Here is a 16,936-nt window from a genome sequence, read left to right as displayed (position 1 = left end):
GGCGTCCCCGGGGGGACCCGTTGCACATACGGCCGTACCTCATCGGCTTCGTTACTTGGCCTTCTCGAGGATCTCGACGACGCGCCAGCGCTTCGTCGCGGACAGCGGGCGGGTCTCCGCGAGGAGGACCCGGTCGCCCACGCCGCACGCGTTCTGCTCGTCGTGCGCCTTCAGCTTGTTCGTACGGCGGATGACCTTGCCGTACAGAGCGTGCTTGACGCGGTCCTCGACGGCGACGACGACGGTCTTGTCCATCTTGTCGCTGACGACGAGACCCTCACGGGTCTTGCGGAAACCGCGCGTCTCGTTGGTGTTCTCAGTCATCAGGCGTTCTCCACCGTCTCGATGCCCAGCTCGCGCTCGCGCATCAGGGTGTAGATCCGCGCGATGTCCTTGCGGACGAGCTTGAGCCGTCCGTGGTTGTCGAGCTGCCCGGTCGCCGCCTGGAAGCGGAGGTTGAACAGCTCCTCCTTGGCCTCGCGCAGCTTGGCAACGAGACCCTCGTTGTCCAGCGAGCGAAGCTCAGCAGCCTTGGTAGCGGCCGACATCAGCTCTCACCGTCCTCGCGCCGGACGATCCGGCACTTCATCGGCAGCTTGTGCGCGGCACGGGTGAGCGCCTCGCGAGCAACCTTCTCGTTCGGGTACGACAGCTCGAACATGACCCGACCCGGGTGCACGTTCGCGATCCACCACTCCGGCGAACCCTTACCGGAACCCATGCGGGTCTCGGCCGGCTTCTTGGTGAGCGGGCGGTCCGGGTAGATGTTGATCCAGACCTTGCCGCCACGACGGATGTGACGGGTGATCGCGATACGAGCGGACTCGATCTGACGGTTCGTCACGTAGGCCGGGGTCACGGCCTGGATGCCGAACTGGCCGAACGCCAGCTCGGTGCCACCCTTGGCAGCGCCACGGCGCTTCGGGTGGTGCTGCTTGCGGTGCTTGACCCGACGGGGGATCAGCATTGGGGTCAGGCCTCCGTTCCGGTGTTCTCAGCAGCCGGAGCCTCGGCGACCGGGGCCGCGGGGGCCTCGGCAGCGGCGGGACGACGGCCACGGCCACCGCGCTCGCCACCACGGCGCTCGCCACCGCGGGCGGGACGACCACCCTCGGGACGGGCCGGGCGGTTGCCCGAGCGGGCAGCGGCGTTCTCAGCGCGGACCTCGGCGATGTTCTTGACGTCGCCCTTGTAGATCCAGACCTTCACGCCGATGCGGCCGAAGGTGGTCTTGGCCTCGAAGAAGCCGTAGTCGACGTTCGCGCGGAGGGTGTGCAGCGGCACACGGCCCTCGCGGTAGAACTCCGAACGGCTCATCTCGGCGCCGCCGAGACGACCGGAGCACTGGACCTTGATGCCCTTGGCGCCGGACTTCATGGTGCCCTGCATCGACTTGCGCATGGCACGGCGGAAGGAGACGCGGGAGGACAGCTGCTCCGCGACGCCCTGAGCCACGAGCTGGGCGTCCAGCTCGGGGTTCTTGACCTCGAGGATGTTCAGCTGGACCTGCTTGCCGGTCAGCTTCTCGAGGTCGCCGCGGATGCGGTCGGCCTCGGTGCCACGACGCCCGATGACGATGCCGGGACGGGCGGTGTGGATGTCGACGCGGACGCGGTCGCGGGTGCGCTCGATCTCGACCTTGGAGATGCCGGCGCGCTCCATGCCCTTCGTCATCATGCGACGAATGGCGACGTCTTCCTTGACGTAGTCCTTGTACAGCTTGTCGGCGTACCAGCGGGACTTGAAGTCCGTGCTGATGCCGAGGCGGAACCCGTGCGGGTTAACCTTCTGGCCCATTACCGGGTCCCTTCCTTGCTGCTGACGACCACGGTGATGTGGCTGGTCCGCTTGCGGATCCGGTAGGCGCGGCCCTGGGCACGCGGACGGAACCGCTTCAGGGTCGGGCCCTCGTCAACGTACGCCTCGGAGATGTAGAGGTCGTCCACGTTGGAGTGGTTGTAGTTGTGCGCGGCGTTGGCAATGGCGCTGTCGAGCACCTTGCCGACCGGCACGGTGGCGGCCTGCGGAGCGAAACGCAGGACGGCCTGGGCCTCCGTGGCATTCATGCCACGGATGAGGTCCACCACGCGGCGGGCCTTCATGGGCGTCACGCGGATGTACCGCGCCTGTGCCCTGGCTTCCATGGTTGTCCCCTTAATGGAGTAAGTCATTGAGTCGTTCTGGCGCTGAAAGCTCAGGCCCCGTGGCCGGAGGCCACTGAAGGGGCTCTTAGCGGCGCTTCGACTTCCGGTCTTCCTTCACGTGGCCACGGAAGGTGCGGGTCGGAGCGAACTCGCCGAGCTTGTGGCCGACCATCGACTCGGTGACGAACACCGGGACGTGCTTGCGGCCATCGTGGACCGCGATCGTGTGACCGAGCATGCTCGGGGAGATCACGGAACGACGGGACCAGGTCTTGATGACGTTCTGAGTACCCGCCTCGTTCTGAGCGTCCACCTTCTTGATGAGGTGGCCGTCGATGAAGGGGCCCTTCTTGAGACTGCGCGGCATCTGACCTGCTCCTAGCGCTTCTTGTTGGTCTTGCGGCGGCGCACGATGAGCTTGTCCGACGCCTTGTTCGGGCGACGGGTACGGCCCTCGGGCTTACCCCACGGCGAGACCGGGTGGCGACCACCGGAGGTCTTACCCTCACCACCACCGTGCGGGTGGTCGATCGGGTTCATGGCGACACCACGCACGGTCGGGCGGACGCCCTTCCAGCGCATGCGGCCGGCCTTGCCCCAGTTGATGTTCGACTGCTCGGCGTTGCCGACCTCGCCGACGGTGGCGCGGCAGCGCGCGTCGACCAGGCGGATCTCACCGGAGGGCATGCGCAGGTGCGCCATCTTGCCCTCACGCGCCAGCAGCTGGATGCCGGAGCCGGCCGAGCGGGCCAGCTTGGCACCGCCGCCGGGACGCAGCTCCACCGCGTGGATGGTGGTACCGACCGGGATGTTGCGCAGCGGCAGGTTGTTGCCCGGCTTGATGTCGGCGCCAGCGCCGTTCTCGATCCGGTCACCCTGCGCGATGCCGCGCGGCGCGATGATGTAGCGCTTCTCGCCGTCCGCGTAGTGCAGGAGCGCGATGCGCGCGGTGCGGTTCGGGTCGTACTCGATGTGCGCGACCTTGGCCGGCACGCCGTCCTTGTCGTGACGACGGAAGTCGATCACGCGGTAGGCGCGCTTGTGACCGCCACCCTGGTGGCGAGCGGTGACACGACCGGCGTTGTTACGGCCGCCCTTGCTGTGCAGGGGGCGAACCAGCGACTTCTCCGGCGTGGACCGCGTGATTTCTACGAAGTCGGCCACGCTGGAGCCACGACGGCCCGGCGTAGTCGGCTTGTACTTGCGGATGCCCATTTGGCTCTCTCGTCCTCGTCCTAATCGACGATCACGATCTCCTGGTTCAGGAGACCGGACCACCGAAGATGTCGATGCGGTTGCCCTCGGCCAGCGTCACGATGGCGCGCTTGGTGTCCTTGCGCTTGCCAAAGCCCGTCTTGGACCGCTTGCGCTTGCCCTGACGGTTGATCGTGTTGACAGCCTCGACCTTGACCGAGAAGACCGCCTCGACGGCCTGCTTGATCTGGGTCTTGTTGGCGCCCGGCGACACGATGAACGTGTACTTGTTCTCGTCGAGAAGGCTGTAGCTCTTCTCGGAGATGACCGGCTTCACCAGGACGTCACGGGGGTCCGTGAACGTCTTGCTCGTAACGTCGCTCATCAGGCGGCGCTCCCTTCGAGCTCGCCCTCAGCGGCAACGGCCTTGGCGGACGCGGCCGGACCGGCCACGAAACGCTCGAAGGCGGCCTGGGTGAAGACCACATCGTCGGAGACGAGCACGTCGTAGGTGTTCAGCTGACCCGCGTCCAGGATGTGCACGTTCGGCAGGTTGCGAGCGGACTTGACGCCCAGCTCGTCCGAGCGCTCGACGACCAGGAGGACGTTCTTGCGGTCGGTGATCTTGCCGAACAGGCCCTTGGCGGCCTTGGTCGACGGCGCCTCGGTCGCGGTCACGCCGGTGACGACGTGAATGCGGTTGTGGCGGGCCCGGTCGGTGAGCGCACCGCGCAGGGCGGCGGCGATCATCTTCTTCGGGGTCCGCTGCGAGTAGTCGCGCGGCACGGGACCGTGCACGACGCCACCGCCGGCGAACTGCGGCGCACGGGTCGAGCCCTGACGGGCGCGGCCGGTGCCCTTCTGGCGGTACGGCTTCTTGCCGCCACCGCGGACCTCGCCGCGAGTCTTGGTCTTGTGGGTGCCCTGACGGGCCGCAGCGAGCTGCGCCACGACGACCTGGTGCATCAGCGGAACGCTGACCTTCGCGTCGAAGATCTCGGCCGGCAGCTCGATGCTGCCGGTCTTGTCGCCAGCCGGCGACAGGATGTCAATGGTGCTCATTTCCTCACAGCCCCTTCGCCGCGGTGCGGACGAGGACGAGGCCGCCGTTCGGGCCCGGGACGGCGCCCTTGATGAGCAGCAGACCCTTCTCCGCGTCGACCGCGTGCACGGTCAGGTTCTGGGTGGTCACACGCTCGTGGCCCATCCGACCAGCCATGCGCAGGCCCTTGAACACACGGCCCGGGGTGGCGCAGCCACCGATGGAACCGGGCGAACGGTGCTTGCGCTGGGTGCCGTGACCGGCGCCGAGACCACGGAAGTTGTGGCGCTTCATGACACCGGCGAAGCCCTTGCCCTTGGAGGTGCCGGTCACGTCGACCTTGACACCCGCCTCGAACAGCTCGGCGGTGATCTCCTGGCCCAGGGTGTACTCGGACGCGTCCGAGGTACGGAGCTCGACCAGGTGGCGGCGCGGGGTGACACCGGCCTTGGCGAAGTGGCCCGCGAGGGGCTTGTTCACCTTGCGGGGGTCGATCTCGCCGAAGCCGATCTGGACGGCGTCGTAGCCGGCCGGGCTGTCGGCGGTGTGGACCTGGGTCACGACATTCGGCCCGGCCTTGACGACGGTCACCGGGACGACCCGGTTGTTCTCGTCCCAGACCTGGGTCATGCCGAGCTTCTCGCCCAGGATGCCCTTAATCTGCTTAGCCATCTTCGGTGCGCCTCTCAGAGCTTGATCTCGATGTCGACGCCGGCCGGCAGGTCGAGACGCATCAGCGAGTCAACCGTCTTCGGCGTGGGGTCGAGGATGTCGATCAGACGCTTGTGAGTACGCATCTCGAAGTGCTCGCGCGAGTCCTTGTACTTGTGCGGCGAGCGGATGACGCAGTACACGTTCTTCTCAGTGGGCAGCGGCACCGGGCCCGCGACCTGCGCACCAGTACGGATCACCGTCTCGACGATCTTCTTCGCCGAGGAGTCGATGACCTCGTGGTCGTAGGCCTTGAGCCGGATGCGGATCTTCTGTCCCGCCATGGCTACTCAGTAGTCCTTCTGTCGTTAGTCACTGCACGAATCCCCTCCGACCCCCGCGCTCGGGCGTGTCGCACTCGCGCTTGCAAAAAACCGGCGAAGAACTCGTCGGTTTCGAACTTTCCGGGGTGGGGGGAGCCGGGTCGAGACCCCGCACACGCTTCCCGGAAGATTCCCGTACGTCCGCCCCGCAGCTGCCGTGGCGTAGAACTCACGCTTGACGGCCATCACGGGAACGACGAGTACATGGGACTCGCTTCCGGTCCTCCCGGCGGGAGGCGCGCAGCATCGGCACTCAACCGAGCAACTTGGACATACTGCCACATGGAGCAGCCCGGATGCCAATCGGGGCCGGTGAGGCGCACCTCACCGGCCCCGAGAGGGTGACCGTCGTCAGCCGCGGCCGCGGCCGCGGACCCGCGTCACCACGGACGCTTCGAGCCGCAGACCAGCGACCACTCCTCGCCGGTCACGTTGGCGCACCACAGCCGGCCCTTGTCGGGCTCGTTGTTGTACTCGTGGAGGCCCTTGTTGACCGGGGCGCAGTCGGTGGGACCGGCCGGGTCGTACTTGGGGCACTTGCCGTTGCGGTTCACCAGGATGTGCGCGCGCCAGGCGTCCGCGCCCATGTCGATGCCCTTGGCGTCGGCGGTGGGGACGTACTCCGGTTTGGTGGTCGGCATGTAGCGGTCCACCGACCAGGAGGCCGACATGGCGGCGAACAGCGCCATGGCGCAGACCGCGCCCGCGACCAGGCGCCCGGTGACGGTCGGCCGCAGCGTCACCGGCGCGGGCCCGCCGTCGGCGCCGACGCGCTGCACCGTCCGCAGCCAGGCGGTGCCCCGCTGGACGGCGAACATCAGGCCGAGCACCGCGAGGATCATCAGCGCGTACAGGATGATCCAGGTGGTGCGCGGGTACAGCATGACGGCCTTGTCCTTCGCCAGGTGCGAGGCGAAGTAGAAGCGCAGCAGCCAGGCGCTGATCAGCGTCGCCGCGGTGGTGCGGACCAGGACGCTGCGCAGACCGAGGCCGAGCGCCAGCGCGGCGCCGGCCAGCAGCAGCAGGGTGTAGGCGCTCTGCCCGGCGAGCTCACCGCGCCACGGGAAGTCGTGGTAGTTCAGGTCGCCGTTGCGGTCCGAGGCCCAGCCCATGATGTACGCCGGGTCGATGTACACCGAGAGGTAGGCGTACCGGTCCTTGGCCTGGGCGCCCTGCTTCACCAGCTCGTACAGCAGCGGCGAGCCGACCACGCCGGCGCTCACCAGCGTCGCGGCCAGGAACAGCAGCACCCGCTTGACCCGGGCGGCGCCGCGGCGCCACGGCACCAGGAACAGCGTCAGCACCAGCACGCCGGGCGCGGCCCAGACGAACCAGCCCGAGTACCAGAGGAACATCACGCCGAACGAGACGCCGAAGCCGACGCCGCGCAGCACGGTGGAGCGCGTGGTCAGCTCGTGCGCCCGGCGCAGCTCGCGCAGGGCCCCGGCCAGCATCGGCACCATGACCAGCATCGTCACGTGGCTGTACGGGCGGATCGGGTCCAGGAAGAGGATCGCGGCCGGGACGGCGACCAGCAGCGCCCAGAACGGGCGCAGCAGCAGTCGCCAGGACAGGTACGCCATCGGGCCGACCAGCGCGCTGCAGATCAGCTGGACGTCCTTCATCGCGTAGCCGACGCCGCCGATACCGCCGTAGAACAGCTTCGACCAGACCGCCAGCACGGCCGGGAAGCCGGGCGGGTAGACGCCGGGCAGGCCCTTGCCGCGCAGCATGTCGTTGGCCATCCCGATGAGGTTGCCCGGGTCGCCCTCCTGGCCGCCGAGGCCCCAGTCGGTGCCGTTCAGCGCCACCGCGATGCCGCCGGCGACCGCGCCGGTGGCCAGGCCGGCGACGGCCGCGCAGACCAGCCGCTGGGTGAGCTGGTAGCGGGCCAGGCTGCCCCGGTAGGCCGTGTAGAGCAGCACCGCCAGGACGGGCAGCCCGACCACGGCGGCGTACTTCTGCACCATGGCCAGACCGCTGACCTGGCCGACGCGGTTGAGCGGGTTGACGTTGATGCGCATGCAGAGCAGCGTGAAGACGAACGCCGCCACGACCGAGACCAGGGCCTCGGCCGAACGGACCGCCCAGGGCCGCGCCAGCAGGCCGTCCATCCGCCCGGGGCGGGCAGCGGAGGCGCCCTCCGGTTGTCGCGGCTCCGCCTCGGAGCCGCCGACCGGGCTGGTGGCCAGATCAGTCATGTCTGTCACTTCCGTGCGTGGCCACGTCCGGTGAGTGGCATGGAGTGGCGGGGTGGGTCGGCGATCGGGATCAGCCGACATGATAGAACCGCCGCCCGGAGCGGCTGCTCCGGGCGAAGGGCCTGCTGGAGGGGATCCGCGCCGGTCAGCTGCTGCGGACGGCGCGGCCGACCATGGCGCCGGCGTGGGCGAAGTCACCCGCGCCGAGGCGTCCGGCGGCCACCATCAGGGCGTGCAGACGGGACGAGAGGTGCAGGTCGGCCGAGCGGGCCGCCGCGTTCCAGCCCTTGGCGCGCAGTTCCTTGGCGATCAGCCCGTAGTAGCGCAGTTCCTCGTCGAAGCGCTTGCCGTCCTTGACCCGGGTCGAGGAGTCGCTGGCCTGGTGACGGCGGTAGCGGAAGACCTCGCGCTCGTCGACCAGCAGGTTGCCGCCCTCCATCAGCATGTCGACCATGAACGCCAGGTCGTGGACGGCGTCGATGTCGGGGCGGTACGGGATCTTGGAGAGCGCCGACTGCCGGTAGAGGAGCGACGGGGTGTACAGCCAGTTGCCGGACAGCAGGCTCTTGACCGCGTCCTCGCCGCTGATCACGCCGGCCTTGCGGGCGGGGGCGGCGATCCGGCGCTTGACCTTGTCGCCGATGCCGAGCGAGGGCACCAGGTTCCCGTCGCTGTCCATCACCTTCACGCCCGGCTGGACCGCGATCGCGTTCGGGTCGGCCTTCATCCGCTCCAGGACGACGTCCAGGTAGTCCGGCTCCAGCAGGTCGTCGGCGCCCATCATGGAGACGAACTCGCGCTCGGCCAGGGTCGACGCCTTGTACGTGTTGCCGTTGGGGCCCAGCCGCTCCTCGTTGCGGACGTACCGGATCCGGTCGTCGCCCAGGCCCTCGATGTACTCCAGCGCCCGGTTGCCCGGGTACTGGTCGTCCACCACGGTCAGTCGCCAGTCCTGCTGGTTCTGGGCCCGGATGCTGTCGATGGTGGCGAACAGGTACTCCGGGTCGCCGTAGTACGGGATGACGAAATCGACGCTCATGACGGCGCCGCACCTCCTGGTCCTGGGTCACGCTCGGGTGCCGCCCGGCCGCGGCCGCCGGGCGAGCCAAGTCAACCAGCTTCCGGCCGGTGATCGGGGAGCGGTGCCGCTCCGGGCACCGCGCCCGGCCCCGCGGCCGGCGGGCCCGGCTCTTCGGACGAACGGTTCGGGAGGGTCCCCCGGTTCGGCGGTTCACCGGAATGACGGTTTCTCACGACGCGGCGGGAACCGCCGGCCCGCGCGACGGGGGCCCGCCGTCCCGCCTGGTTCACGGTGATCCGTGTGCGAGCGCTGGGAGTTCCAGCCTACGGGTCGGGCTTCTCCGCGGGCACTCCGGCCCCCACCGGGCTCGAGGACTCTCCGACGCCCCGTCAGCGCACGCGCCGGCGGTGGCGGCCGCGCCCCGCACGCGCCGGCCGCGCCCGGTTCCGGCCCCGGTGCCCCGGCCCGGCCGACGGCACGGAGAAGGCCCCGCACCCTCGGGTACGGGGCCCTCCTCGTGCGCGTCGCCCGCCCCGCGGGAGAGGGCGTCAGCGGTCGGAGCCGACCGGGGCGTCCAGGCGGTCGTTGTTGTGGCGGACGCCCTCGTTGATGGCCACCGTGCGGGCCAGGTCGGTGAGCTTCTTCTCGAGCGAGCGGAAGCGCAGGTAGGTGTTGAGGGTGAGGAAGCCCATGGCGATCACCATCAGGTAGAGCACCAGGTCCGTGCCGCGGCCGACGCCCAGCGCGGTGGCCAGCTTGGTCACGCCGGTCGGCCACAGGATGGCGACGATGTTGGCGATCACGAACAGGGCGAAGGCGATGCGCTTCCACGCCCGGGTGTTCGCGGCGTCCCAGCGCCGGACGAACAGGAGGGCCATGGCCACCGCGGCCAGGACCAGGATCAGCTGGATCCAGAGGTGATTCATCGGCGGTTACGCTCCCGCAGCGAGATGTCGAAGAGGATGTTCACGCCGTTGATCAGGGACTGGCCCTTGGCGCGCGAGTAGTCGGTGTACAGGATGTCCACCGGAACCTCGGCGACCCTCAGGTCCGAGCCGGCGAGGAAGGAAACGATCTCCGAAGCGTGGGCCATGCCGTTCATGGTGATCTTGATCCGGCTGGCGGCCTCACGGTTCATCACGCGCAGACCGTTGTGCGCGTCGGTGAGCTTCAGCTTTCGGGCGGTCGGGCTGACGGCGGCGGCGGTGCGGAGCACGACCCGCTTGATCCACGGCACCTGGCCGGTCTGCTCGATGAAGCGGGAGCCGAGGACGATGTCGGCCTCGCCCTGGCGCAGCAGCGCCACCATCTTCTCGACGTCGGCGGTCTGGTGCTGGCCGTCCGCGTCGAAGGTCGCGAAGTACTCGGCGCCCTCCTGCCCGAGCGCGTACTTCAGACCGGTCTGGAGCGCGGCGCCCTGCCCCAGGTTGACCGGGTGCCGCACGAGGTGCGCGCCGGTCGACATGACGTGCTGGGCCGTGTCGTCGGTGCAGCCGTCGTCGACCACCACGATGTTCGGGAAGGTCTTGCGCGCACCCTCCACGACGTCGGCGATCACCTGGCCTTCGTTGTACGCCGGGATCACCAGCCAGACGTTGTCATACTCGGACACAGGTGCTCCATGCTTGGCGAACGGCACGGCGGCCCGTGCCTCGGGTCTGTCTATCGATGATGGTCATGGGCGTCGGCCGATCACAGTCCGGTCCCCCGCCCTCAACGGGTCCGCAGCGGCTCTGCCGCGGTCCGGTCGGCCGGGTCGGCGGCGGGGCGGGAGGGGAATGCGCGGTACAGCGACCACAGCATCAGGACGGCACTGACCAGCGACCCCGCCAGGTAGGCGAGCTCCGCGCGGAGACCGACGCCGCCCGGCGTGAGCGCGACAGCCACCAATGCTACGGAACCGGCCGTCCAGCCCACCAGTTGGCGGCGGTGCTGCGAGCTCGACATCAGCGCCTGGCCGAAGACCGTCGCGAGGACGTAGCAGAGCGTCCCGAACACCAGCCAGAGGAAGTCCAGCGGTCCGAGCACGTCCTTGGCGTTGAACAGCAGCGGGTTGAGCCTGGAGCCGAGCACGATCACCGGCAGCCCACCGCCGATGCACATCGCGGCGACGATCGCGGTGGTACGGGTCAGCACCTTGCGGAACTCGCCGTGGTCGCCGGCCGCGGCGGCGCCGGAGAGCGCGGAGACCATCGAGGCCTGCAGGGCGCTGTAGGCGAACAGCGGCGCCCGGGCCATCACCACCGCCTGGCCGATCGCGAAGACCAGGGCGTCGGAGGCCTCGGAGTGCTTCGGCGCGAGCAGGCGCACGCAGACCACGGTCGCGTTGACGACCAGCTGGCTGAGCATGACCGAGGCGATCAGCAGGCCGAGCCCGCTGGTGAGCTGCTTCCAGGACACCTCCGGCCCCGGAGTGCGGTCCGCGAGGGTGTCGCGCAGGCCGATCAGCGAGGCGGCCACCGGCGAGACGAAGAGGATCAGGCCGAAGGCGAGCGCCGAGTGCAGCCCGGCCAGGGCCGCCACGCCGGCCAGGCCGATGCGCAGCCCCCCGTCGACCGCCAGCTGGGTGCCGTACGGCCCGAACAGCCCGAGTCCGGCCAGCGCGCCGCGGGCGACCGAACTCACCGCGAGACCGGCCAGGCCGCCGGCCAGGGCGACCACCAGGGTGCGGTCGCCGCTGAACAGCTGGTCGGCGATCGGGCCGGCGGCGGCCGCCAGCAGCGCGCAGACCGCGGCCAGGATCGCCATGGCCAGCAGCAGCATCCGCCGTACCGCGGGAAGCGCCCCGTGTCCGGCCACCTTGCGGGCGGCGACCAACCGGGTCAGCTCCAGCTCGACCGGCTGGAAGAGGCCCCATCCGACGGACATCACGATGGTCCAGAGCATCGTCACCCTGGCCGCGCCGACGGTGCTCAGGCTGTAGCCCACGAGCGCCATGTACACGTACGCCGAGGCTCCGAGCACGACCGTGCCACCGACCACGAGCCGCGCCCCCGGGGGAAGCACCCCAAGCAGCTTGGCGATCGGGTTCTTCATCACATGACCACCGAATTCACCGGCCGGCCGAGCCACACGTCTCCGCACGAGGCCGGCCAGGCCGTGCGATTGCTGTGAATAGTAGCGGGTGGCCGTGAACCCTCGGTGCGCGCCGACCGCGTATCCGATGACATCTCAGCCGCCGGGGAAGGTGCGGCCCCACGGCTGGGTCCAGAGGATGCCCGGATCGCTCACCACGGTGACCGTCGTGCCCTGCTTGGCCAGGTCCCGCTTGATCCGCTCGCCCACGGAACGGTCGGCGGTGAGGATCTTCGGCGCGGTGCGCGCCGCGGGCAGCTGCTGGACGGCGCCCTTGAGCTTGGCGAACGAGCGCTGGTAGTCCTCCTCCTTCACCTGGGGGCCGCCGATGTCCACCCAGTGGACGTCGTACAGCGCCTTCATGTCGCCGCCGCGCCGGTTCAGCAGCGAGGCGAGCCAGGTCGCCTTGAGGTTCTTGTAGTCGTCGTTGGAGACCAGCGCGACCACCGGTCCGTCACTGCGCAGGGCGGTCAGCGCCGCCGCGCCCTCGGGGCCCATGTCGCTCTCGAACTCGCCGCGGCCCCAGACCACCAGCGGGTTGCCGGACCAGGCGGACGGGGCGTCGTCGGTGGTCAGGAAGCCCCACTGCACGTTGGCGAAGAGGCTGAGCGCGGCGGCGACGGTCAGGCCGGAGAGCGCCAGCTCCCCCAGCCGCCGGGTGAGCGTCCGGCCGGTCCCCCGGGACGACGTCTGCAGGACGGCCCCGACCGCGCCGACCGAGATCAGGGCGACCACGACGCCCACGGCCGTCATCTTGTGGAAGTAGTACGAGTACCTGCCGATGGTGTGCAGCTGGTAGGCGGCGAAGGCGGTCAGCAGCGCGCCCGTGCCGAGCAGCACCGCCAGGTGCGCCTGGCCGGTGGCCGTGCGGCGGTTGCGCGGCATGGCGGCCGCCAGCAGGCCGAGAAGACCGCCGCCGATCAGGATCGAGCGGTCCGCGCTGACGCTCGGGCCGCTCATGTTCGAGGCGCTGGCCACGTCGAGGTCGCCCAGCACGGAGAGGGCGCTCGGCAGGGCCGCCACCGCCAGGGCGCAGGCCAGTGCGCCGAGCGTCCACCACCAGCGCCCGGCGAACCTGCGCCGGTGCACGACCAGGGCGCCCAGCAGCGCCACGCCGACGAACGCGCCGTAGATGTTGTAGGTGAAGGTGACGGTGATCAGACCGGCGGAGGCGACCAGCAGGAACTCGGTGAAGCCCATCGCCGGCCGGATCAGCACCGCCAGGGCGAGCGCGATCAGCAGCAGGCCGATGAACGTGGAGTCGAAGCCGTGGGTCAGCAGGTCCAGGTAGTTGCTGGCGAGCATGATCGAGCCGACGGTCGCGCAGACCGCCGCGGCCCGCCAGCCGCGCAGCCGCGGTCCGCCGATCCACCGGGCCGCCCAGACCAGCGCCGTGCAGAACAGCGCGTACGCCACCAGCAGGTACAGGAAGTACCGGTTCATGGTCTGGAGCATGTCGCCCGGGTCGGCGGCGGAGTGGACCAGCGTGTCCGTCCAGGCCAGCAGGAAGTGCGAGCCCTGCGGATAGGTCACCTCGGACGGCGGGATCAGGTAGGCCCTGGCCGCTTCCTGGTGGAGGAAGTTGAAGCCGCCGACGCCCTGGATGCCGGAGAAGAAGGAGAAGTGCGCGAGCCGGTCCTCCGACGTCGCGAAGTAGGCGACCCGCTCGGCCGCCGAAGCCCCGGCCACGGGGTGGAACAGGTAGTGCCAGAAACCGGCGAAGGTGCCCAGCACCAGCAGGTCGGACCAGCGGAAGCGCAGCGGCAGCCCGGGGGCGCGCCGGCCGGCCCAGGCCGCCGTGGTGAGCACGGTGAACATCGTGCCCGTGGTGGCGACCGGCGACAGGCCCCAGGGCCAGAGCGAGAAGACCAGGCCGAAGCTCAGCACGGCCCCGGCCACGATCAGGCCGGCGACGAAGAGCCGGTCGAGCAGCACACCGCCGACCCGGATCACGGCGGCGACGGCGAGCAGCAGCAGCGGCAGCAGCACCACGCCCAGGTGGAGGGCGATCAGCCCGGCCGGCAGCAGCCAGGACAGGGCGAGCCCGCCGACCAGGACGAGCGGGTTGCGCCGCCGCCGTCCGGCACCGGAGGGGCGTGGCCCGGGCGGTGCGGTCGGTCGATGGATCCCGCTGTCGGGCGAGCTGTGTACGGTCGACACGGTGCCGTGCCCCTCCGGTCAAGTCCCTGCCGCCCGTCTCCCCCCGATCGGGTCCGGACTTCCTCTACCGTCTGCGGGCAGGCTACAGGCGCCAGCATACCGAGGGATGGTGTCGGCACTGACCGTTCGGGCCCGCGGGCGGGCCGTCCGCGAACCGTCGGCCGGCTCCGCGCCGCCCGTCGGACACCGGCGGTTCAGGACCCGGACGCGCGGGACTCCCCGCCCCGGAACACCCAGACCTTCAGCAGCACGAACCGGGCCACCGTGGCCAGTCCGTTGGCGACGACCAGCCCGGCCACCTCGACCGGCCGGGAGGCGTCCGGCGCCACCTCGGCCAGCAGGGCGAGGACCCCGGAGCTCAGGCCGAGGCCGATCAGGAACGCCACCGCGCCCTGCACCTGGTGGCGGAGCATGCCCCGGGAGCCGACCACCCCGAAGGTGAAGCGGCGGTTGGCCGCCGTGTTGGCCACCGCGCTGACCGCCAGGGCGATCAGGTTCGCCGCCTGCGGATCCGTGAACCACCGCGCGGCGACGAACAGCCCCAGGTAGAAGAGGGTGCTGAGGACGCCGATGACCAGGAAGGACGGCAGCTGCCGCCGGGTCCTCGGAGCGGGGCCGGCGGGCTCCCCGGACGGGGTCACCGGCGGGGCCCCTGCTCGTCGTCCTCGGCCGAGTCGTACCCGACGAAGTAGGTCGGCCGGGCCTGCACCGCCGAGTAGATCCGGCCGACGTACTCCCCCAGCAGCCCGACGCAGATCAGCTGGACGCCGCCGAGGAACAGCATCCCTATGTACAGCGAGGACCAGCCGGGCACCGTCGACCCGAGCGCGTAGGCGACGGTGGCGTGGATCGCGAGCGCGATGCAGACCACGAAGCTGACCAGGCCCAGGTAGGTGGCCAGCCGCAGCGGGGCGGCGGAGAAGTTGGTGATGCTGTCCAGCGCCAGCCGCACCATCTTGGAGACCGGGTAGTGGGTGCCGCCGGCCACCCGCTCCTCGCGGACGTACACCACCTCGCCGCTGGGGAAGCCCAGCCACGGCACCAGCAGCCGGTAGACGGGCTGGTGCTCGGGCAGTTGCTTGAGGGCGTCCACGGCGGCCCGGCTGAGCAGCCGGAAGTCGCCCGCCTGGTTGGGCATCCGCTTGCCGACGAGCTTGCGCATCAGCCAGTAGTAGGCGCCCGCCGTGCGGCGCTTGAAGACGGTGTCGGTGCCGCGGTCCCCGCGCACGCCGTAGACCACGTCGAGGCTCTGCTCGCGGGCCAGGCCGAGCATCTCCGGGATCTTCTCCGGCGGGTCCTGGAGGTCGGCGTCGATGCTGACCACGTAGTCGCCGAGCGCCCGGTGGATGCCCGCGGTGAGCGCGGCCTGGTGCCCCGAGTTGCGGGCGAAGCGGACGATGCGGAACTCCGGCCAGTCCTGCCGGATCTTCTGCATCAGGACGGGCGTGGCGTCGCGGCTGCCGTCGTCGACGCCCACGACCTCGTAGGAGACCCCCAGCCCGTCCAGGATCGGACGCAGCCGCTCGACGGTGAGCGGAAGCGCCTCCTGCTCGTTGTAGATCGGCATCACGACCGAGAGCAGCGGTGCCGTAGACATGACGTGGGTCCCACTTTCCGCGATGGCGGGGCTGGATGGTGAGCCGACCATAACAGTCGGCCATGAGCTCACCGTGAGAGCAAGGGGCAGGCGGGTGAGCGCCCGGTGAGACGCCGAAGGGCCCCACGCACTCGCGGTGCGTGGGGCCCTTCGGACTGGCCTGACGAGCAGGACAGGTCAGAGCATCAATTACTTGATGATCTTGGTGACCTGGCCGGCGCCGACGGTGCGGCCACCCTCACGGATGGCGAACTTGAGGCCTTCCTCCATGGCGACCGGCTGGATCAGCGCGACGGTCATGGCGGTGTTGTCGCCCGGCATGACCATCTCGGTGCCCTCGGGGAGGGTCACGACGCCGGTCACGTCCGTGGTACGGAAGTAGAACTGCGGGCGGTAGTTGTTGAAGAACGGGGTGTGGCGGCCACCCTCGTCCTTCGACAGGATGTAGGCCTGGGCCTCGAAGTCGGTGTGCGGGGTGACCGAACCCGGCTTGATGATGACCTGGCCGCGCTCGACGTCCTCGCGCTTGATGCCACGGAGCAGCAGACCGACGTTCTCACCGGCCTGGCCCTCGTCGAGCAGCTTGCGGAACATCTCGATGCCGGTGACCGTGGTGGTGGTCTTCTCGGTCTTGATGCCGATGATGTCGACGGTCTCGTTGACCTTGAGGATGCCGCGCTCGATGCGACCGGTGACGACGGTGCCACGACCGGTGATCGTGAAGACGTCCTCGATCGGCATCAGGAACGGCTGGTCCACGGCGCGGGCCGGGGTGGGGATGTTCTCGTCGACCGCGTGCATGAGGCCGAGGAGCTTCTCGCCCCACTCCTTGTCGCCCTCGAGGGCCTTCAGGGCGGAGACGCGCACGACCGGCAGGTCGTCGCCCGGGAACTCGTACTCGGAGAGGAGCTCACGGACCTCGAGCTCGACGAGCTCCAGGATCTCCTCGTCGTCCACCATGTCGGCCTTGTTCAGGGCGACGACGATGTAGGGGACGCCGACCTGGCGGGCCAGGAGGACGTGCTCCTTGGTCTGCGGCATCGGGCCGTCGGTGGCGGCGACGACGAGGATCGCACCGTCCATCTGGGCCGCACCGGTGATCATGTTCTTGATGTAGTCCGCGTGACCCGGGCAGTCGACGTGGGCGTAGTGACGCGCCTCGGTCTGGTACTCGACGTGCGCGATCGAGATGGTGATACCGCGCTGCCGCTCCTCCGGCGCCTTGTCGATCTGGTCGAACGGCGTGAAGGGGTTGATCTCCGGGTACGCGTCGTGCAGCACCTTGGTGATGGCCGCGGTAAGGGTCGTCTTACCGTGGTCGATGTGACCGATGGTGCCGATGTTGACGTGGGGCTTCGTCCGCTCGAACTTCGCCTTCGCCACTGCAGTCCTCCTGAGGACAGTTCCTGTACGCCGTGCTGACGTCAGTTGGTCTTGATCGGGCTTGGTCCGTGGTGCCGCAAGCACC

At 69.7% G+C, this 16,936-nt stretch carries 20 protein-coding genes; all 20 read right to left on the bottom strand.

Translation table 11 applies throughout. The annotated features are described in order from the left end of the window. Positions 1-51: 51 nt before the first annotated feature. Positions 52-324 (bottom strand): 30S ribosomal protein S17, encoded by a 273-nt coding sequence (rpsQ, locus tag ACGF07_RS17755; RefSeq protein ID WP_030280777.1) that lies wholly within the window; start codon positions 322-324, stop codon positions 52-54. Beyond that, complete coding sequence (rpmC, locus tag ACGF07_RS17750; protein WP_030232478.1) at positions 324-548, bottom strand: 50S ribosomal protein L29; 225 nt, start codon at positions 546-548, stop codon at positions 324-326. The genes rpsQ and rpmC overlap by 1 nt, the downstream gene beginning before the upstream one ends. Further along, the gene (gene rplP / locus ACGF07_RS17745) at positions 548-967 is read right to left on the bottom strand and encodes a 50S ribosomal protein L16 (RefSeq protein ID WP_030232476.1); all 420 of its coding nucleotides are present in this window, start codon (positions 965-967) and stop codon (positions 548-550) included. Before rplP ends, rpmC begins: the two co-directional genes overlap by 1 nt. 5 nt (positions 968-972) lie before the next feature. Continuing rightward, positions 973-1,797 (bottom strand): 30S ribosomal protein S3, encoded by an 825-nt coding sequence (gene rpsC, locus ACGF07_RS17740; RefSeq protein WP_030055823.1) that lies wholly within the window; start codon positions 1,795-1,797, stop codon positions 973-975. Further along, positions 1,797-2,144 carry a 50S ribosomal protein L22 gene (rplV, locus tag ACGF07_RS17735; protein WP_030280773.1) on the bottom strand — a complete coding sequence of 116 codons (348 nt, stop codon included), beginning with the start codon at positions 2,142-2,144 and terminating at the stop codon, positions 1,797-1,799. The genes rpsC and rplV overlap by 1 nt, the downstream gene beginning before the upstream one ends. A gap of 85 nt (positions 2,145-2,229) precedes the next feature. Continuing rightward, positions 2,230-2,511: a 30S ribosomal protein S19 gene (gene rpsS, locus ACGF07_RS17730; protein ID WP_030280772.1), complete on the bottom strand. Its 282-nt coding sequence runs from the start codon at positions 2,509-2,511 to the stop codon at positions 2,230-2,232. 11 nt (positions 2,512-2,522) lie between these two features. Beyond that, the gene (rplB, locus tag ACGF07_RS17725; protein WP_030232466.1) at positions 2,523-3,359 is read right to left on the bottom strand and encodes a 50S ribosomal protein L2; all 837 of its coding nucleotides are present in this window, start codon (positions 3,357-3,359) and stop codon (positions 2,523-2,525) included. A 46-nt stretch (positions 3,360-3,405) separates the two neighbouring features. After that, the gene (gene rplW / locus ACGF07_RS17720) at positions 3,406-3,723 is read right to left on the bottom strand and encodes a 50S ribosomal protein L23 (RefSeq protein ID WP_030280768.1); all 318 of its coding nucleotides are present in this window, start codon (positions 3,721-3,723) and stop codon (positions 3,406-3,408) included. Next, the gene (gene rplD / locus ACGF07_RS17715) at positions 3,723-4,400 is read right to left on the bottom strand and encodes a 50S ribosomal protein L4 (protein WP_350743493.1); all 678 of its coding nucleotides are present in this window, start codon (positions 4,398-4,400) and stop codon (positions 3,723-3,725) included. Before rplD ends, rplW begins: the two co-directional genes overlap by 1 nt. A gap of 4 nt (positions 4,401-4,404) precedes the next feature. After that, the gene (gene rplC / locus ACGF07_RS17710) at positions 4,405-5,052 is read right to left on the bottom strand and encodes a 50S ribosomal protein L3 (protein WP_153460994.1); all 648 of its coding nucleotides are present in this window, start codon (positions 5,050-5,052) and stop codon (positions 4,405-4,407) included. A gap of 14 nt (positions 5,053-5,066) precedes the next feature. After that, on the bottom strand, positions 5,067-5,375 hold the full coding sequence (gene rpsJ, locus ACGF07_RS17705) for a 30S ribosomal protein S10 (protein WP_012785157.1): 309 nt from the start codon (positions 5,373-5,375) through the stop codon (positions 5,067-5,069). Positions 5,376-5,794: 419 nt separating this feature from the next. Continuing rightward, complete coding sequence (locus tag ACGF07_RS17700) at positions 5,795-7,615, bottom strand: hypothetical protein (RefSeq protein ID WP_392899682.1); 1,821 nt, start codon at positions 7,613-7,615, stop codon at positions 5,795-5,797. Between the two features lie 145 nt (positions 7,616-7,760). Beyond that, positions 7,761-8,654, bottom strand: a complete 894-nt coding sequence (locus ACGF07_RS17695; RefSeq protein ID WP_350743488.1) for a glycosyltransferase — start codon at positions 8,652-8,654, stop codon at positions 7,761-7,763. 530 nt (positions 8,655-9,184) lie between these two features. Further along, a complete protein-coding gene (locus tag ACGF07_RS17690) occupies positions 9,185-9,562 on the bottom strand; it encodes a DUF2304 domain-containing protein (protein ID WP_350743486.1) in 378 nt (125 codons plus the stop codon). Further along, on the bottom strand, positions 9,559-10,248 hold the full coding sequence (locus ACGF07_RS17685) for a glycosyltransferase family 2 protein (RefSeq protein ID WP_350743484.1): 690 nt from the start codon (positions 10,246-10,248) through the stop codon (positions 9,559-9,561). Before ACGF07_RS17685 ends, ACGF07_RS17690 begins: the two co-directional genes overlap by 4 nt. 101 nt (positions 10,249-10,349) lie before the next feature. Beyond that, the gene (locus ACGF07_RS17680) at positions 10,350-11,672 is read right to left on the bottom strand and encodes a hypothetical protein (RefSeq protein ID WP_350743482.1); all 1,323 of its coding nucleotides are present in this window, start codon (positions 11,670-11,672) and stop codon (positions 10,350-10,352) included. A 135-nt stretch (positions 11,673-11,807) separates the two neighbouring features. Next, complete coding sequence (locus ACGF07_RS17675) at positions 11,808-13,871, bottom strand: hypothetical protein (RefSeq protein WP_392899678.1); 2,064 nt, start codon at positions 13,869-13,871, stop codon at positions 11,808-11,810. Positions 13,872-14,065: 194 nt separating this feature from the next. Further along, entirely contained in the window at positions 14,066-14,512 is a 447-nt protein-coding gene (locus ACGF07_RS17670) for a GtrA family protein (protein ID WP_350743478.1), read from the bottom strand. Next, on the bottom strand, positions 14,509-15,468 hold the full coding sequence (locus tag ACGF07_RS17665) for a glycosyltransferase family 2 protein (RefSeq protein WP_350743476.1): 960 nt from the start codon (positions 15,466-15,468) through the stop codon (positions 14,509-14,511). Before ACGF07_RS17665 ends, ACGF07_RS17670 begins: the two co-directional genes overlap by 4 nt. 189 nt (positions 15,469-15,657) lie before the next feature. Further along, entirely contained in the window at positions 15,658-16,851 is a 1,194-nt protein-coding gene (tuf, locus tag ACGF07_RS17660) for an elongation factor Tu (protein WP_350743474.1), read from the bottom strand. Positions 16,852-16,936: the final 85 nt, after the last annotated feature.

The organism is Kitasatospora sp. NPDC048194, from assembly GCF_043202455.1.
Classification (GTDB): domain Bacteria; phylum Actinomycetota; class Actinomycetes; order Streptomycetales; family Streptomycetaceae; genus Kitasatospora.
This window is presented reverse-complemented; position numbering and strand designations above follow the sequence as displayed.

What these genes read in the sequence shown, in the direction of transcription:
- rpsQ (WP_030280777.1), bottom strand. Translation starts at nt 324, where the DNA reads ATGACTGAGAACACCAACGAGACGCGCGGTTTCCGCAAGACCCGTGAG.
- rpmC (WP_030232478.1), bottom strand. Translation starts at nt 548, where the DNA reads ATGTCGGCCGCTACCAAGGCTGCTGAGCTTCGCTCGCTGGACAACGAG.
- rplP (WP_030232476.1), bottom strand. Translation starts at nt 967, where the DNA reads ATGCTGATCCCCCGTCGGGTCAAGCACCGCAAGCAGCACCACCCGAAG.
- rpsC (WP_030055823.1), bottom strand. Translation starts at nt 1,797, where the DNA reads ATGGGCCAGAAGGTTAACCCGCACGGGTTCCGCCTCGGCATCAGCACG.
- rplV (WP_030280773.1), bottom strand. Translation starts at nt 2,144, where the DNA reads ATGGAAGCCAGGGCACAGGCGCGGTACATCCGCGTGACGCCCATGAAG.
- rpsS (WP_030280772.1), bottom strand. Translation starts at nt 2,511, where the DNA reads ATGCCGCGCAGTCTCAAGAAGGGCCCCTTCATCGACGGCCACCTCATC.
- rplB (WP_030232466.1), bottom strand. Translation starts at nt 3,359, where the DNA reads ATGGGCATCCGCAAGTACAAGCCGACTACGCCGGGCCGTCGTGGCTCC.
- rplW (WP_030280768.1), bottom strand. Translation starts at nt 3,723, where the DNA reads ATGAGCGACGTTACGAGCAAGACGTTCACGGACCCCCGTGACGTCCTG.
- rplD (WP_350743493.1), bottom strand. Translation starts at nt 4,400, where the DNA reads ATGAGCACCATTGACATCCTGTCGCCGGCTGGCGACAAGACCGGCAGC.
- rplC (WP_153460994.1), bottom strand. Translation starts at nt 5,052, where the DNA reads ATGGCTAAGCAGATTAAGGGCATCCTGGGCGAGAAGCTCGGCATGACC.
- rpsJ (WP_012785157.1), bottom strand. Translation starts at nt 5,375, where the DNA reads ATGGCGGGACAGAAGATCCGCATCCGGCTCAAGGCCTACGACCACGAG.
- ACGF07_RS17700 (WP_392899682.1), bottom strand. Translation starts at nt 7,615, where the DNA reads ATGACTGATCTGGCCACCAGCCCGGTCGGCGGCTCCGAGGCGGAGCCG.
- ACGF07_RS17695 (WP_350743488.1), bottom strand. Translation starts at nt 8,654, where the DNA reads ATGAGCGTCGATTTCGTCATCCCGTACTACGGCGACCCGGAGTACCTG.
- ACGF07_RS17690 (WP_350743486.1), bottom strand. Translation starts at nt 9,562, where the DNA reads ATGAATCACCTCTGGATCCAGCTGATCCTGGTCCTGGCCGCGGTGGCC.
- ACGF07_RS17680 (WP_350743482.1), bottom strand. Translation starts at nt 11,672, where the DNA reads ATGAAGAACCCGATCGCCAAGCTGCTTGGGGTGCTTCCCCCGGGGGCG.
- ACGF07_RS17665 (WP_350743476.1), bottom strand. Translation starts at nt 15,468, where the DNA reads ATGTCTACGGCACCGCTGCTCTCGGTCGTGATGCCGATCTACAACGAG.